At 36.0% G+C, this 16,996-nt stretch carries 17 protein-coding genes and 1 pseudogene; 3 read left to right on the plus strand and 15 right to left on the minus strand.

The genetic code is table 11. The features are described 5' to 3' along the window. Positions 1-21 precede the first annotated feature (21 nt). The 7 genes from CDL10_RS00390 to CDL10_RS00420 all read right to left on the minus strand — a co-directional run bounded on the left by CDL10_RS00390 (position 22) and on the right by CDL10_RS00420 (position 9,346). A complete protein-coding gene (locus CDL10_RS00390) occupies positions 22-4,941 on the minus strand; it encodes a PKD domain-containing protein (protein WP_100676693.1) in 4,920 nt (1,639 codons plus the stop codon). 465 nt (positions 4,942-5,406) lie between these two features. After that, positions 5,407-5,937, minus strand: a complete 531-nt coding sequence (locus CDL10_RS00395; RefSeq protein WP_133119427.1) for a hypothetical protein — start codon at positions 5,935-5,937, stop codon at positions 5,407-5,409. A 164-nt stretch (positions 5,938-6,101) separates the two neighbouring features. Then, on the minus strand, positions 6,102-6,683 hold the full coding sequence (locus CDL10_RS00400) for a hypothetical protein (RefSeq protein WP_133119428.1): 582 nt from the start codon (positions 6,681-6,683) through the stop codon (positions 6,102-6,104). A 274-nt stretch (positions 6,684-6,957) separates the two neighbouring features. After that, positions 6,958-7,644, minus strand: coding sequence for a response regulator transcription factor (locus CDL10_RS00405; RefSeq protein WP_100676696.1), 687 nt, complete (start codon positions 7,642-7,644; stop codon positions 6,958-6,960). Continuing rightward, positions 7,645-8,412 (minus strand): sensor histidine kinase, encoded by a 768-nt coding sequence (locus tag CDL10_RS00410; protein WP_100676697.1) that lies wholly within the window; start codon positions 8,410-8,412, stop codon positions 7,645-7,647. Next, complete coding sequence (locus tag CDL10_RS00415) at positions 8,391-9,026, minus strand: hypothetical protein (protein ID WP_133119429.1); 636 nt, start codon at positions 9,024-9,026, stop codon at positions 8,391-8,393. Before CDL10_RS00415 ends, CDL10_RS00410 begins: the two co-directional genes overlap by 22 nt. Before the next feature lie 2 nt (positions 9,027-9,028). Further along, positions 9,029-9,346 (minus strand): hypothetical protein, encoded by a 318-nt coding sequence (locus CDL10_RS00420; RefSeq protein ID WP_100676699.1) that lies wholly within the window; start codon positions 9,344-9,346, stop codon positions 9,029-9,031. A gap of 237 nt (positions 9,347-9,583) precedes the next feature. On the opposite strand from CDL10_RS00420, the gene CDL10_RS00425 reads away from it, so the two are divergent. From CDL10_RS00425 to CDL10_RS00435, 3 genes are all read left to right on the plus strand, one after another. Beyond that, positions 9,584-9,817, plus strand: coding sequence for a thioredoxin family protein (locus tag CDL10_RS00425; RefSeq protein ID WP_100678585.1), 234 nt, complete (start codon positions 9,584-9,586; stop codon positions 9,815-9,817). A 77-nt stretch (positions 9,818-9,894) separates the two neighbouring features. Further along, positions 9,895-10,158: a DUF2024 family protein gene (locus tag CDL10_RS00430; protein ID WP_100676700.1), complete on the plus strand. Its 264-nt coding sequence runs from the start codon at positions 9,895-9,897 to the stop codon at positions 10,156-10,158. Between the two features lie 12 nt (positions 10,159-10,170). Continuing rightward, positions 10,171-10,779 (plus strand): MarR family winged helix-turn-helix transcriptional regulator, encoded by a 609-nt coding sequence (locus tag CDL10_RS00435; RefSeq protein ID WP_100676701.1) that lies wholly within the window; start codon positions 10,171-10,173, stop codon positions 10,777-10,779. An 8-nt stretch (positions 10,780-10,787) separates the two neighbouring features. Here CDL10_RS00435 and CDL10_RS00440 read toward each other — a convergent pair whose 3' ends face one another. From CDL10_RS00440 to CDL10_RS00470, 8 genes and pseudogenes are all read right to left on the minus strand, one after another. Further along, complete coding sequence (locus CDL10_RS00440; RefSeq protein WP_100678586.1) at positions 10,788-11,054, minus strand: helix-turn-helix domain-containing protein; 267 nt, start codon at positions 11,052-11,054, stop codon at positions 10,788-10,790. A gap of 116 nt (positions 11,055-11,170) precedes the next feature. Further along, entirely contained in the window at positions 11,171-11,842 is a 672-nt protein-coding gene (locus CDL10_RS00445) for a site-specific integrase (protein ID WP_100678587.1), read from the minus strand. Further along, positions 11,808-11,936, minus strand: a pseudogene (locus CDL10_RS11625) (IS1/IS1595 family N-terminal zinc-binding domain-containing protein); the annotation flags it as partial. The gene CDL10_RS00445 and the pseudogene CDL10_RS11625, both read right to left, overlap by 35 nt. 108 nt (positions 11,937-12,044) lie before the next feature. Beyond that, complete coding sequence (locus CDL10_RS00450) at positions 12,045-12,341, minus strand: metallophosphoesterase (protein ID WP_100676702.1); 297 nt, start codon at positions 12,339-12,341, stop codon at positions 12,045-12,047. A 2-nt stretch (positions 12,342-12,343) separates the two neighbouring features. Continuing rightward, a complete protein-coding gene (locus CDL10_RS00455) occupies positions 12,344-12,631 on the minus strand; it encodes a cyclic-phosphate processing receiver domain-containing protein (protein WP_100676703.1) in 288 nt (95 codons plus the stop codon). Between the two features lie 51 nt (positions 12,632-12,682). Beyond that, a complete protein-coding gene (locus CDL10_RS00460; RefSeq protein WP_100676704.1) occupies positions 12,683-13,096 on the minus strand; it encodes a hypothetical protein in 414 nt (137 codons plus the stop codon). Between the two features lie 73 nt (positions 13,097-13,169). Further along, positions 13,170-15,266, minus strand: coding sequence for a DUF262 domain-containing protein (locus tag CDL10_RS00465; protein WP_165772962.1), 2,097 nt, complete (start codon positions 15,264-15,266; stop codon positions 13,170-13,172). Between the two features lie 4 nt (positions 15,267-15,270). Then, positions 15,271-16,971: a DUF262 domain-containing protein gene (locus tag CDL10_RS00470; RefSeq protein WP_100676706.1), complete on the minus strand. Its 1,701-nt coding sequence runs from the start codon at positions 16,969-16,971 to the stop codon at positions 15,271-15,273. Positions 16,972-16,996: the final 25 nt, after the last annotated feature.

Below are 16,996 nucleotides of genomic sequence, written 5' to 3' on the forward strand. Positions count from 1 at the left end.
ACCGTTTGTAAATTAAACAGTTTATTTCTTAATCAATTTTTCGGTCGCAATGCGTTTGCCGTCTGCTTCCAGCGTAATGATATAAGTGCCCGGTACAAAACGGCTTACGTCCAGCGTAATGTTTCCGCCTGTTCCGCTTACTTTTTCATTGTATCGCTGCAAGCCCATTACGTCATATACCTTAATGCTTTGGGCATTATCATATTCTGTACCCGTACTGTACGTTACCACAGTGGTATCGTGCGATGGGTTTGGCGAGAGCACCAAAGATGCCGGCTCTACCAATGTTAAACCGTGCGTTTCCGGTAATCTTACATCTACGACGTCCTGGCAATCCGGTCCGCTTATCACAAACATATCCGGTGCTCCCGGCATATAAGTACCGTTCACGTAAAATTCCACTACAAAAGAGTTGAATCCCGGATTAAGCACCAGCACAGACGGTACAAATGTTCCGTAACCGTTAAAGCTGCTCAGATGCACCGCAATCGGACTGCCCGTTGGGTTTGTCAGTTCCACGTAATACATAAATCCACCAGGAATAATTTCCATTAATCTGAACAGCGGTTTAAAATTACAAGGTTGCTGCGGGCATCTTTCAATATCAATCGTGATATCCGGAATATTGCTGCCATAAACACAACCGTCCTGAGCAATAAACAACTGGTAAGAACCTCCGGTATTAACCGGCTGGCTTGGAATAAACGTGTTACTGCCTGTTTGGGTAACCATAGTGTTTACTTCCCATTTGTAGTTATCATACATACCCAATGGTCCGATCAGATAAGCATCACAAACCGTGTAACAGCCCGAAGGAACCACCCACAAGGCACGCTCCGGATTGTGCGGTGTTTGCAAATATCCGGTAGCACTACAACCTGTGGTTTCGGTATAGGTTACGCTATACGCCCCGCCGTGGGTTACTTCTATCGTTTGTCCGGTCATGCCGTTGCTCCAGTTATACGTACCTGTACTTGGTCCGGAAGCAGTGAGCTGTATGGTGTACGGATCACAAAGCACCACATTGTAACTGATCACCGGTGTGGTTACCTGCGGGTGTACTTCCACCGTTGCCGTAAAGCTGTTGGTACAATTTGGATCGGTTCCGGCACGGGTTTCAAACGTATAGGTATATGTGCCCGAGCTCAGTCCGCTTAAATCCAACACTTTGTTGGTATCGCCTGACACCCATGTTCCGTAGCCCGAAGGCAGTGACGGTCCAACCCAACGGTGTTCTACCGCATCGTCGGTAGTAATACCGATTAACGTGGTGCTTTCGCCCTGGCACATGTTGGTACTGCCACTGATGCTGGCAAACGGTGGCTGACGCAACATATAATTCACAGCATGTTCAGCCATTATGTAACTTTTACAACCGTCGGTATCAACCAATATTACCCAATAGCTGCCGCTTTCGGTAGGCTGATAGCTCAAGCCTGTACCTACCTGCACATTGCCTTTCATCCAGATAACATCGGCAGGCGGGTTAAGAGGATCCGCGGGTAAATAAGTTAATGGTATAACACTACTATTATCACAAAAGTCGCCATCATCAGGATCAATAGTTCCTACCTCAAAATCAGCTTCATAAATATCTACTAAAACAGGATCAGAGGTATAAGTACAGCCATAAGGCGTCGTTACAATCAATGTAATTGGTTGGTTCAATCCTGCAGGAAGCTGAATATCTGTATCCGTTCCGCTGGCAAAAAATGAGGTATCATTAAAGCTCCACTCATAGGTGTTACCTGCAACATAGCCACCCGGTATGCTTAAAGTAATCACTTCTTCAGAACAATACTCTAATTGTGTAAGTGAGAAGTTCGGATTCGGCTCAGGGTCTAAGGTTACTGTTACCGAAACTTCGCACTCAGGCGTACCGCTTGACGGGGCTCCGTTTACATACATGGTATAGGTATAAGTACCCGGTAATACGCCGGTCAGTAACACGCTGTCGCCTGAAGATCCTGTCGGCACACCCGGTCCGGAATAAGTAAATTCCAAAGGTCCCACACTGCCTGCATTATAGGTCAGTGAATGGTTGTGCAGGGTCACATTATAAGTACCGTCGCCGTTACAGGTTATTTCCGTGGACATTTTGGCTTCGTAGTTTTTCTCAACCGTGTACGATTTTACAATAGTACAGCCACTGTAATTCAGGTATGCCGTTACCACGTGTGCTCCCGGTACTGTTGTTGTGAAGGTGGCATTCTCTGTTCCTTGCCCACTCACTAAAGTAAGATGTGTACTGCCTGTCCAGGTAATTGAGGTAGGCAAATAGCCGGGATCCAAGTCGGTATAAATAGTATTACAGTCTGTCCACTCAGCCGATAGAATAATTGGATTTGGATCAGGCGAAATCGTACAACCTCCAGGTCCGGGATCGTCGCCACAGTCTTCTATTACGTAGATGTTATCTGAACGAACTTCACAACCGTTTTGGTCGATTACTACTAAGTAATAAGTTCCGCCCGGGTTTGGTCCGGTAATGGAGAAATGTTCACTATTCACCCCCGGCGGTCCTTGTATTGGATTATTAGGATCTGATATTTCATACCAATAAAATTCGGTAGAAGCTGTAATCCCCGTTGATACCGTTGCTGTTAAATCAATGGAACCATAGCTGGTAGGGCACACTATATAACTGTAGTCCGGCGAAATGTACAGCTCCGTTTCCGGATATACAATTACGTCCTGAGAAACCGATGTACTGTAACTGCACAGTTCCAACTGAAGGGTAACCGTTCTGGAAATATTACTGTTGGAGTTGTTGCCGAAATTGTTAGTAATATCCAACGTTGCCCCACCTGAATAGGTAATAGTTTCCTGATAGACTCCGTCTATCAATACCTCAATTTCTATCGGACCGGTTGTTGGCATTGGTGTTACGGTTATCGGTACAGGAATCAGATTTGTGTCTAACGGACAAATATCATCTATTGTGCCGATAGTCAATACCGGATTTTCTATCAGTTTAATATCGTATGTATCGGTAAAAGTCTGACCACACTTAACCACATCTACCTGCAAGATTCCGTTTGCCGAGGTACTTATTTCGTTAAAACCAACGGTTGCCGTTGTGCTGTTAATTCCATTGATGATACTTCCGAAATTGGTGTCGTTGGTGCTGCTTCGGATGCTCCACGTGATATGGTCAGCAATTACACCTCCTAAATCAACCGTAAACTCAGCTGTACTACTCGGGCAAAACTCCGCCAACCCGCTGTCATTGATGATAACCGGATTAATAACCATTTCGGTAACGTCAAATTCTACCGCCTCGGATTCACAAATAATGCCGTTGCTTGCCACTTGTTTTACCACGCTTACCGTTGCCGGGGAACTGGTAAACTGTATGTCTGCCTGTGCTCCGGTATTATCTCCGATAATGTCCCCGTTATCCACGCTCCATACATAGATAAAGCCGGGTTCTTCTTCGCTCAGCGTATAAGTATAAGGTGTATCAAGACACACATTATTTTCTCCGCTGATTGTACCTGTTATAACAGGTGTTTCCACTATTTCCACAGTTACAGGGTCTGACCAACAACCCGTAGAACCTGCTGTAATCACGTGTGTGCCGGCATCCGGAAAGCTATAGCTCATTGTAGAACCCGTGTGGGTATGTACAACATTTCCGTTTAACTGGATTTCCCAATCTACCGTGATACCACTTTGAATATGGAAGTTTAAGTCCGTACCCTGACAATTAGTAAGTTCATCATCGGTTAAAATAACCGGTTTTTCAGTAACCGAGAACATAATTTCTGCAGAGCCTGTACAGTTTCCGTCGTCTATCAACGTATTTCTATATTGTACAGACAACATATAATCGCCAGGAGCTGCCCCGTCCACTACAATCTCGTTGCGTTGGTCGGTATGAACAAGCATCGGGTGGTACGGATCGCCGTTTATCATCCACTCAAACTCTGTTGCGGGCCATTGTGGAAGCGTAAAGCGTCCCTGTTCGCCCTGACAGATAATGGTTGGTCCCTGTATCAGTCCTCTTCTTAATATTACGGGAACTTTAACCGTCGTCCAGACCGGACAAGAGCAATGTGAAAGATAACTTACATAGCCAAAACCGTCGGCTGGATCAACCTGATTCCAGACTACTTCAATAGATGTTCCGTAATCAGCAACAATATCGCCGCCAATTACTTTCCATTCGCCACCGTCACACCCGTCATTTACAGTATAGGTTTCGTGAGCCCCTTCACAAACCACACTCGGACAGGAAATTTCAAATTCCCTGGCATCCATAATATTTACATCCCATTTGTAAACCGAACTACAGTTACAACTGTTTGTTACGGTAAGAACAACAGTATAACCTCCCGGATTATCATAAGCATGGGTTGGTTCAAAAAGGCTGGACGTAGTACCGTCGCCAAAATCCCAAAGGTAATTGACAATGGCAGATCCGCCGTTGTTATCGGAAAGGTTATTAAATGAAATAGGGACAAATGTACAGAACTCGCTTTGCTGTGGTTCAGGCCCGTCTATTTCAAAATAGGCTTTCGGGCTGATAATTTTTTCTATACAAATGGTCAGTACATCGACGGTATCGTCGTCGTAGGTAATGGTCAGTGTTAAACTTCCGTTGCCGTTACTGCCCCATTCGACAGTGGCTCCGGTATTGCTGCTGCTTTGCAAGTTACCTCCGGTAACCTGCCAATCAACGCTGACAAGACCGTCGGCGGAAAAGCTGTAGTTTACAGTGCTGTGTTCACAAACGCGAAGACAAACGCCTGCTTTAATTTGTTCGATCAGATCATAGAAGTCACGTTCTCCCTTGTCATCGTAGTCAATACACCCTACTTCCTGATCCCATGTCAGGACGGGGTTGTGTGCTGTTTGGGCCTTTATACCTAAAGACCACAGGACAATCAGCATGATGCCCAATGCCCGTATGACGGGCAGACTGGTAATTTTTGCCATAATTGCTAAAATTTTTGTTAGTACTCATACGTAATAATTAAATTATTTAAAGGTTAATATTCAGTTACTAACTTTAAGGCACCTGATTAATGGTGCGGCTAAAAATTGTTTAAATACGATAATGACAAAAATTATAATATGGACTTTACTACTTCAATCATCTTTACGGAATCCTTCAAAAAAGGCTGGCGGGTGTTATAATTTTTGCAATCAGTTTTTTAACAGATAAAATGATGTGTGCAATTTAGAAACCTTTAACAAGCCAGTCAATAAGTGTTTTTACTTATATTTAGGTGTTTTCACTGTTTTAAAAGTTAAATTTTAGTTAACAGGAAGATTTGTAAATCTTTTTAAACAGAAAAACAGAGTTCAACTACAAATAGTCAAACTCTGTTTTTGATAATGTTGAGGTGTTTAAAATTAAAAACTACATTTTGATTCCAATTGTTATTTAGCTCAATAATTTTAACCGTTATTTAATGCTCCCGGAATCTGACTGGTAATTTCATTATCGAAAGTAATGATAACATAATCCACGCCTTGTCCGGCAAACTCTTCTAAAACTTTAAAATAATCCTGTATAACATAATCCATTTTCTTTGAATAAATCAAGATAGCAGTAGTGCTGTCAGTTAAATTAAAATCGGTATTATCTGCCAACTTTTTCAAATGGAATTTAGTATAATCTTTTCCGTCTTTCAGATTTTCTTCTACATTTTCTACATTCAGGTTATTTAAAGCCAAACCACAAACCGATTCATCAACTTCTCTTCTTCCGTCTAAAATTTCAGCACTTGTAGAAAGCTCTCCTTTTGTAAAGGATAAGACGGAATTATGCAGGTTCTGAGCTAAATCGACCATTGAGGTTTCATTAGAAATGTAAACAATTTTGTTGCTGTCCACGTTCCATGTTTCTACAATATGATTCAGGTATTCCTCAGGAGTTTCCTTAATCTCTGCACCTTGTCCTAATAAGATGGCAGGAAATAATAACATAATAATTTTAAAAAATAGATTCATATGATTAAATATTTAGTGATTTTAAGTTACAGACGCTTGTAATGCAATTTAAGACATTTAGGATTAACGACAAAAAGAAACGTGTTCGCTTCTTTTTGCCTGATTTATGATGAAATTACTGTGTATTTCAAATAGATTTTTCAATACATATCTACAACGTATGCTAAATTTCCGAGACTGTCATATTGTAACGGATAGTCCCCAGGTTTCAATACCATCCCTTCTGCAATTTCTAAATCTTCAAAAACTGTAAATTCTTGAATATCTTCTTCCGAAAACTGATCTAATGAAGTTAAATCATTTGGAAAGTAAAATGTCACTGTTTCTGTAATTTCATCTGGTTTATACACTGCTATCACCTGATTTTCACCAGTTGTTATTGGATCTACTCCTCCTAAGTGAGGAGCCTGTATCGCATCCCAATCAATTGATATGGTTATACAAAAACCAAACCCGAAACTACAATCTAAAGCTTTATTGGTCAAATCGGAGGTGTTTGTCATTGCCCTAATTCGTTTAGGAACTTTTAAAAGTTCAATACCAATATCAATTCTCATGTCTTCAAATGCATAATCCGTAACAGGTGTATTAACATTTTTCAAACTGTTATACTCGGAATTATCCGAGCTGCCATCTGAATTTCCTGTGTAGTCCTCACTACAAGAAAACACCATAAATGATAGGAATAATAATCCTATTAATAAATTAAATTTGTTTTTCATAATATAAAATTTTTATTGATTACGTATAATTTTATTTTTAAAATCAAAATTGAATTTAGGTAGTTCTCTATGATGACTCCTCAAAATTACAATAGCTTTTTATAGCAGTCAATAAGTGTTTTTACTTATATTTTAGGGTGTTTTTTTGATTGAAAAGTTAATTTTGCTGAAATGGAGACCAAAATCAGAATAGAAACATACAGAAATTATATGTTGCTACATTTGTATTGAGTAAATATTTTAGTAGTAGTATGGTTTTGAATGTGTAAGTCAATCAGTGTTTATTTATTTTTGACAATATATCTTCTGTTTTTATGATTTTGTGATGGTAACAGTAGGCAACCACTGTAATCATTGAATCAAAATCGCTTTTTCCTAAAATGTTTTGTTTATGTACCTCTACTGTACGACTACTGATATTTAAGATGTCTGCTATTTCTTTTGCTTTCAGCCCCTGTGCAAAATGCTCAATAATATTAAGTTCTGATTCGGTAAAATTCGGGTGTTCTGATTCCGGAAGTACAAAAGTGGAGTTGGATTTGATGTTTTTTATTTGAGAATAGAGACTTTTTTCTGAATAAAAACCATCTTCTTTTAAGCCTAAAATAGCTTTTTTCAATTCTTTAGGTGATGTGTTTTTAGTAAAAACACCATGAAGATCCATTTCAATGACCTTGGATATCATGCTAATATCATCCATAAGCGTTAATATAAGTATTTTTACCTTACGATATTTTCTCTTTATTATTTTTGCAGCTTCAAAGCCATCCATTACCGGCATTTGTATATCCAATAAGAGAATATCAACTTTAGTATGCTCTAATTTATCTAATAAATCTTTCCCGTTTGATGCTTCAATTACCACTTCAAGTTCTTCAGAGGCATTAATCCATAGTGCTAAATTTTCTCTAAATAAGGTATGGTCATCCGCTATCGCTATTTTTAGTGTATTTTCTGTCATTTATTTCTGGTTTTTTAAAGTAATTCTAAACTTGTTCCCGTGATCTACCGGAAATTGTACAAGTTTGGCATCAATATTTGATAATCTTGAGATAATATTTTTTATTCCCATTCCTTTTGAGTTTTTTGATGATTGGTAAAAATCAAAAGAAGCTCCATTATCGCAAACGTCGAAAAAAACTGAATCTTCTTGCATTGAGATCGAGAAAGAGATTTTATTGGCATTACCGTGCTTTATCATGTTTGTAGTCAGTTCTTGAATCGCACGGAACAGTTCATGCGATTGAGCCGTTGGAAGGTCTAATTTTTTAACAAGATACTCTTGTGTAATCTCCATTGCGTATATTTGGCTTATACGCCCAAAGTAGCTCTGTAATGTTAATATAAGTCCATAGTCTTGCAACATTGGTGGCATTAAATTGTAGCTTATATTCTCTACATGGTTCAATGTTTTAGATAGCATGATACTAATTTTCTCTAACTCTTCTTTTTTAATTGAACCTTCATTTTGTTCTGTTAACCGGATTACGTGGTATTGTAATGCATTTAAATCCCCACTTACCTCATCGTGCAAATCCGCTGCAATACGTTTTCGTTCCATTCTTTCAGCTTCGAAGGTAGCACTCATAAGAGTTCTTGATTCTTTTTGCTTCATTCTGTATGTTCTTCTGTTATGAAGTGTAACTACCAATAAAACGGTGAAGACACTAAACAACATAATGGCAGTTACAATCCAGAAGAAAATCTTTAAGCCGGTTTCATTTTCCATACGCCGATAGTTAAAAGTATTCGTAAAATAAGTGTTGCCATTATATTGACAATAGCAAAATCATAAAAATACAAATTGCTGTTGAAAATAAAACTCCCCATTAAAAACAAAGGCATAGTGACCAAATAATAGATGTAAAAAGCCGATACGAAATAAAAGGTCGGATTTTGCCAGAGATTTTGTATTTCATCACTTCTAAACAAATCCCTTACCCACCAGAAAGACCCCAACAACACAAGGAATGTTAAAGGAGTTTTATTAATAGCTTTTGCTATAAACGAAGAATATTCAGCCCAATAATAAAATGAAATACAATAAGTAACTGTCAATAAGGTAAAAACTAAAAGTAAAGCCGTTTTGAATCGAGGTTGAAACAGTTTAAAATAGAAATATAAAATGGTCAAAAGTTCTAATAAAGAGTATATTTGAAACCAATAATCTACATTTATTTTTAGAATAATTGACCCTACTAACTCATATAAGGAGGCTATAGTTGTGAGCCAAATAAAAGGGACAATAGGTTCATTGAAAATAAAGGCTCTTTTTTTTGGAAACAACACTAACAAAGGGAGTATCCCTGTAAAAAGAGCCGTATATAATAAAATAGAATACAAAATCAAGGTTTTATCAAAACACTGTTTTTTGGGCAATAATTAGGGCAAGTTACTAAATCTTCTAAAATTACACCTGTTGTTATGTCCTCGCCGTTTTTATCCACACCCACCAATACAAGGTTGTTTTTTCCTGTTACCAGATCTTCTCCATTATAAAAACGGATGCCGATGCAATCATCCTGCCCCAAGATACGATTAATTTTGTTAATCCCCGCAAAGAAGGATTTAATTGCATCGGGGTTGTTTTCCTGAAAAGTGTGCGTGTAATTAATTGCTTCGTCCAATGTAATTACTTCTCCGGTGTTGTTGTCAATTGTCATAATTAAAATTTTTAATAGTTAAGCAAACAAAGTTCTCTGATCCGAGCATAAAAGTCAATAAGTAATTTTACTTATATTTTTGCTTTTCGACTTAAAAGAAAAACCACTTCTTGTATTCTAAAAAATAATCATGGACACCCTGTATATAATTTTTTTGCTTTTTATTTTATATAGTTAGGACAACTAACTATATTTGCAGTAGCAATGTTGCTGCAAAACGATTTAATACTTAACAAAATGGAAAAATCAGTTTTTTATCACGCAGGTTGTCCCGTTTGCATAAGTGCAGAACACGACATCATTAACCTTATTGGTGCTGACAATGTAGAGGTAGTTCACCTTGGTGAAGTGCGAAACAGAATTGACGAAGCAGAAAAAGCAGGTGTAAAATCTGTTCCCGCTTTGGTTACACCAAACGGAAATGTGCTCCACATCAACTTTGGTGCTTCTATCGCTGATGTAAAAGGTTAAAAAATTTGCCCCACATTGTTAGGACAACTACCTTTGCGGGGCATTTTTATCATTACAAACAATTAAAATAAATAAAAATGCAAGTAGCAGTCTGGGACACCTATGTAACGAAAAAAGACGGAACAATAATGCACTTTGATATTATTGTACCAACAGAAATAAGCGACACAACTATAATATACAATTACGGCAAAGAATACCTTAAGACAAAAGGACAGCAAGGTCAACCGCTGACTTCAAAAGAATGTCGGTTTTGCCACATTGAAACGGTAAAACCACAATGGGAAAGTGAGATCAGGCAAAAAGGATATTTCATTTATGAAATGGAAAACTGCAAATAAAATTTAATCTGTATGAAATCAGACTTTGACTTAGTTCACCAAAACCAAAGCACCGAAAGTAAAATTGTGGCTTCACTTGAACGGATTGCACAGGCTTTCCGTGTGTTGCTCTGGCAGGAAAGCAAGGAATTTTCCTTAAGTCCTATTCAGGTTCAGGTACTGATCTTTTTGCTTCATCACAGCGAAGAAAAAAGAAAAGTAAGCTATCTGGCAAACGAATTTAATATGACCAAAGCCACCATCAGCGATACAATTAAAACACTGGAACAAAAAGAGCTGATAAGCAAAGAATACGAGCAGCACGACACAAGAAGTTATATCATTAACCTGACAAAGAAAGGCAAAGACATAGCGGATAAAACATCGTTTTTCACCAAAGAAATCCACACACCTATTGACAAATTACATCAGGACGACAAAGAAAATTTACTGTTGAGTTTGCTCAATATTATACGGCATTTAAACCAATCGGAAGTAATTACCATTCAAAGAATGTGCATGTCTTGCTCTTATTATCAATCATCAGACAAAGGGCAAAAACATTTTTGCACATTGCTTAACCAGGATTTGCACATTGCAGATCTGCGAATTGATTGTCCCGAACACGAATTAAAAGTATGAATGATATTTTACACACCATCCATTAGTTTTCGAATATCATCGTAACGATAATACATTAATCCGCCGACTTTAGTGTAAGGCAACGTTCCGTTCAGTCGTAAGTTTTGAAGCGTACCTGCTGAAATTCCCAAAAGCTTTCTTACTTCATAACTTTTCAGCCATTCCTTTTGGGCTTCGTCTGTTTTTTTGAAATGGAATCTGTTTCTTCTGATTTCTTCAAAAAGTTCCTTTTTAAAACTTTCCAAATCAGCTTTTGTGATTAGCTCTACTTTCATTTGCATTCGTTTTAGATTGTTAAATACTGATACAAATGAAAGCAAAATGAATACAGCCACAATGAAATTGGCACTCAGAGGTATTATTTGGCGTTCAAAGGTAGGTTTGTAAAAAATTATCTTTGAGAAGATGCTATTTTTAACTTTAGGTTCTGCATATCTTCACTCAACTTTTGTTCTACTACTTTGGCATAGATTTGTGTTGTTCTAATAGAAGTATGTCCCAGCATTTTACTCACAGACTCAATCGGAACGCCATTGCTTAAAGTTACTGTGGTCGCAAAGGTATGCCGTGCTAGATGAAAGGTAAGGTTTTTCTTAATCTTACAAAGGTCCGCTATTTCTTTCAGATAACCGTTCATCCGCTGGTTGGTTATGACTGGAAACAGTGTTTCGTTTGCCACAGCCACAGGATGGTTTTTGTATTTGGAAATAAGTTGGACAGCGTGTGGTAGCAAAGGAACTTTCACTAAAGTATTTGTTTTTTCTCTTTTGGTCATCAGCCAATCTTTTCCGTCAATACCTTTACAAATATGTTTACGGGAGAGTTTTGAAATATCAATATAGGCAAGCCCCGTGTAACAGCTAAACAGAAACATATCCAACACCGATTGTAGCCGCTCAATAGAAAAATTTTTCTTTTCAAGAACAGCCAATTCTTCTTTTGACAAATGCCCTCTTTCTACTTTGTCAAAATGCAGTCTGTATTTGGCAAACGGATCTTTTTCCAGCCAATCCATTGTAATAGCCATATTAACGAGTTTTTTCAACCGTTCCAAATGCTTCATCACACCATTNAGTAAACAATAAACCACAATTTTTACACTTAAACCGTTGTTTATTATTCTGCTTTCCCCAGCCAATTACATCTAAACTTTTACAAGACCAACATCGCTTTTTTTGCCATTTTTAAGACAAAGAAAAAGTTTTATGAAACACGTTTCATAAAACTTTTACCCAGCCCTTTATTCATAAGACTTACAAAGGTTTTTACCAACTATTTTTCAGTATTATGCCTAAAAAAATAATGTTTTGTGGAAACAGTTCCAAAAATCCGTCTGGTTCCAACTCCCATTGTAATTCGTGATTTCCGGCTACAAACAATTTGTATTTTGCGGGATAATTACTAAACCAATCTAAGAAATCAGTAAACTGTACGTTGTTTCCAAAGGTACACGCATCGCCTAAATGAATGACAATATCGACTTCTTTAATAGGAAGCTTCCTGTGCATTCCGTGTGTGTCGGCAAATACGGCAATTTGTCTGTTATTATAATTGATGATCAATTCTAAAACTGTTTTCTAAAATTATTCAATAAACTCTCAATGTTTTTCTTTCCTACCGGATTTTGACTATGAACCGTAAAATCAGATAATTTTACTTTATGATCCAAACAATAATTTACCAACCATTTGGCACAGTCAAAACCGCTTTCTTGCAAACCTAAATCGTGGTCAAACGAAATAAAATTGGGCAAACCATTGGTTTCAATATAAGTTACAAATTCGGCATACGAACGCACGCCGATAAAACCTTGGGGAACAGAACGTAAATCGTCTAAATAGAGGTTTTTCATTGGGTTAATTTTTCAAGTTCTCGATACGCTGCGCTACTCGAACAGACGAGTTTAGATATTATCTGTTTCTACAAATCGTGCCATTGCATTTACCAATTCATTCTCTGTTAAGGTAGTTACGGTCGCCATTAACATAGTTTTACTGATGTATTTTATTTCGTTTTTCATTTCGCTGAATTCATTCATTTCGGCAAGTTCTTTGCCAAAAGACACAAAATGAACGTTCTTAAATTCTTTTACTTTTTCATATTCTTTTTGTTGGAAAAATACCGTGTGAATGATGAAAATATGGATATTTTCATTGCTTATTTCGATTGAAAATGTATGTGGCGTTACTTTTAAATTTTCGTGCTTTTTAAATGTAAGTAAATATGCCAAAGCTTTGCAAAATTCGGGTTCTTCGCAAAATTGCATATAATGTAATTGGCGGTTAAAATCGCTGTAATACCATTGTTGTTTTTCCATTTTGTTTGATTTTTTAACAAATTTAATTGTAGTTATGGACAAAATATGTCCGATAAAAATAAAAAAATGAACTTTATTTAATTTTATTTACTTGGTCTTCCCTACTTGGTCTTTGCTGCCAAGCCAATTTGCAATATGAATTATCATTTGGGATAAGAATAAATGTTGCACTGTTTAACAAGTTTTCTTCTTTAATTAGTCGTTGTTTCCAATTTGGCATATTAGAAGGAACAATATAATCATCAATAATTTGCTTAAAAGTATTTTTATCAACTAATTGGGTAAATAATTCTTTTAAATAATCTCTTTTCCAATCTTTACTTAACAAAAATTCTTTTAAATCATTATTTTTCCCTAACAACCATCTTTTATGACTATCAAAACTCCACGACCAAGTTCCCCAGACTTCATAATAATCATTACTTCCAATCGTTAAAAATGCTCGTTTAAAATCATCAGAAAGTTTGGTTTCCATATCTACAAAATTGTCAGTAATTATCAATAGTATTTTTTCCGACTTACCCTTATTAAATGCTGTTGAATTTGGGTTTTCAACATCATAATCCGTACAATACAAAGCAAAATCAATTTTTCCTTTACAGAAACTTGTATCTTCTGTATCGTGAATAACTTGTTTTGCATCAGGGTTTTCAATAATTATTTTTGCTTTTTCGATTTCCTCTTTTACTTGATATTCTGCGTGTCCAGCATTAACTGTATTTGTTGAAAGATATTCGTGAATATTGGAGCAACCATTAGAAAGTTCGTGAATTAAATTTACTGCCGAAACGAATGTTGCAGAACTATCAATAGTTGAATTTTCTACAATGTTTCGTACAACACGTATCCAATCATTGAATGATCTTTCGTCAAAATCAGCATTTAACAAATATATTGTTTGAGCATAGAAGATAGCTCTATTTTGCCATTCTGCTTTTTTATTTTGGATAATGTCTTTAAATAACGTTTCTTCACAATACTTCCATAAATCAATATCAGGCTTTAATTCTGTGTAACTACTTTTTGTATATATATCTATGCATTGCACCAAATATTCAAATGATTCTTTTGTTGGGAAATCAGACGGGATTATTTCGTCGGGATTATTGAACAAAGTAATCATTCTTCGTTCAATTCTTTCTCGTTTTACAGCGTTTTCCGTAATATTTTTTGTTCTACTTTTTTGTTCAAGTTCCTTTCTTGTTTTCTCTTCATCATCTTTATCTGGCTGTATTTCCAGACGTTGAGCGTAATAATTGATTGCTATTCCAGTAATAAAATTAGTTAGCCTATCGTCTATTTTGTATTCAATAGATACTTCTCCATTATCATCTATTCGTTCAATTTTTTCTTTATATTTCCAAAACAAATCTGTCCAAACAGTATCTATTTTGTGAGCAAAAGTTTCTTGTGGATTGGTAATTTCTTTTTCCCAACCATTTTCTTTAATATGTTTTTCAAAACGAGATTTAAAATTCTCAAATGGTGTCAACGCTTTTCCTCGAGCATTCATTTTGATATACAAGTCATCGGAAAGTCCAAAGTTTTCCAATTTGATATAAAGAAAAGTAATCGGACATTCATCTTCTTCTGTTTCTGTCAATTTTTGCCACCAATCTGAACTTTCTTTGAATTTTGCTTGAATCGCATCGAGCATGATCAGCATTGCGGAAATAGTTGGGTCATTTTTCCACGAAATAACAAACCAAGAAGCGTTTTTTATGGTTTCAGATAATTGATTTTCGGTAGTTATTTCTTTTCCTTCATTTATTGGCAACAGGTTTTCATAGGCGATACTTTTAGAAACCAATTCTTGACAAAACTCACGGGAACTTGTCCGGGTTTCATAAGTAAATTTCAACAAGCGTTCTTTTACCTCATCTAATTTTCCTTCTTTGTTGGCAATAAACCAATGTAAAAGGAATAAAGTTGTGAGCCGTTGCTGTCCGTCTAATGGTTGCAAAAAATTGTTCACTTCACTACCATAGACAAAATCCAATTCAACAGGATCTCCTGTTAAAGCATTTTTCAGTGCATCTAAAAAATCATTTCGTACTTTTTCTTTTTTTGCTCTACCTTGTGCATAATCTCGCTGAATTATAGGAATTTCAACACTGCGATTTTCCAATAACTGCCAAAAACTTAATTTTTCAAATTTATATTCGCTCATTGTCTTAATCATTTTGTGTTGGTAAATAAGGTTTCAATACTTCTTTGATATTCTCAAAATATGCTGTTCTATCAGTTTCCGACCAATGCCCCAATTGTTTAAGTTCGTTAGAATAATACTTCATAAAAACATTTCTTGTGCATATTGGAATAAAAGTGCCAAATTTCTCTTGCTCAATAATTTTCTTTCTTTTCATTTTGAAAGCATCATTTTTGTAGGAACGATTAGTTCCTCTATCTAAAAGGCATAAGTTTCTCAAAAAGTCGTCTTCTTCTCCCAAGACATACTCAATTATTTCTTGAAAATTTTCGTCTTTCTTTTCCAATTCATTATCAATTAAACTTTTGATTCTTTTATTCAAATCATAATTATTGTGTACGGATTCGTCTTTTTCAAAATTTTCAATTAACCAATTCCTTTGTTCTTCCAATTCGTCTTTTACTTTTGCTTCTGATGCCTTTGCGTGAATATGCTCAATATCCCATTTTTCTTTTTTGTAACGATTGAACGGAAAACGAGAATTTTCTTTTGTGTTTTTCAACATTGTTTGAATGTTGTGTAACAATAAAATGGGTCTGATTATTCCATTGCCATATTCAATTTTAGCAAGTTGAACATTTGTGAATTTTCCATTGATTTTTCCGTCAACAAACTCAATAAACTCTGTTTTGCTTTCACTTTGAGATTTTTCAATAAGTGTCTTAATGTTTTCTCCGAACGTAACCAAAAATCCGATTTTATGATACAATTCTCTGTCATTAAACCAATCTTGCAGTGTTTGAAAACAGCGTTTTACCTGTTTCCAGTTTTCTTTGATTTCTTTTTCCGATTTATTTTGAAATTTTTCGGCATATTTTCTGAAAGTATAAGTGTCATCTTCTTTGCTTGTAGGCTTTCCGACAATTAGTTCAAACAGAAATTCAATACGGGTATCTTGTTCATTCTCGTCTTTGTTGATAAACAGCCAAAACTCTTCATTATGTAATGAATATTCAATAAAATCCCACTCGTTTGCTATTTCCAGTTGTTTCAAGCGGATTTTTTCTTTATCAACAATGTTATTTGTTTTAAAATTTGAACTATTGAGAAACAAGGCTTTGATGAGTTCAGCATTGGTCAAAGCAATTTTACCCATATTGATGCGAGTGAAAATTTGCACGGCATCATCTTCGTTTGTTTCGTACCAAATTACTTTGGTTTTTTCCAAAAAGGGTTTAATAAAATTTGAACTAACTGAACTGTGAGCTTCTGCTTTCTTTTTAAACCACTCTTTAATTACTTCAAATGCCTTGTAGATATGGAAATAATCAATATTATCCAATGCTTCATTTTCAGCTTTTTGATCTACATTATTTAAAAAGTCTTTGCTGTTTGATTTTTCTGTATTTCTTGTTTCATATTCTAACTCAAAAGTTTTTCTTTCACTCTCCACAAATTTTTCTAAATACTTCAAAACAAGAAAAATAGTTGTAAGTCGCTGTTGTCCATCAATAACTTCCCATTGCTCATTTCTTGCTTTAACAACAATAGGTTGTAAGCAATACCATTCTTCTTTTGTTGGGTCGGATTCTATAAAACCCCAAATATCATTCAATAAATCCCTTACTTGCTGTTCTGTCCACCGATACCCTCGTTGATATGCAGGAATAAAGAAATTCATTCCTAATAATTTGCTAATTGGTTTTGTTGATATGTTGTTGCTCATAATGATCTTTATTTTGTGGTTTACA

Origin of the sequence: Avrilella dinanensis, assembly GCF_002807015.1 — a bacterium.
Classification (GTDB): domain Bacteria; phylum Bacteroidota; class Bacteroidia; order Flavobacteriales; family Flavobacteriaceae; genus Flavobacterium; species Flavobacterium dinanensis.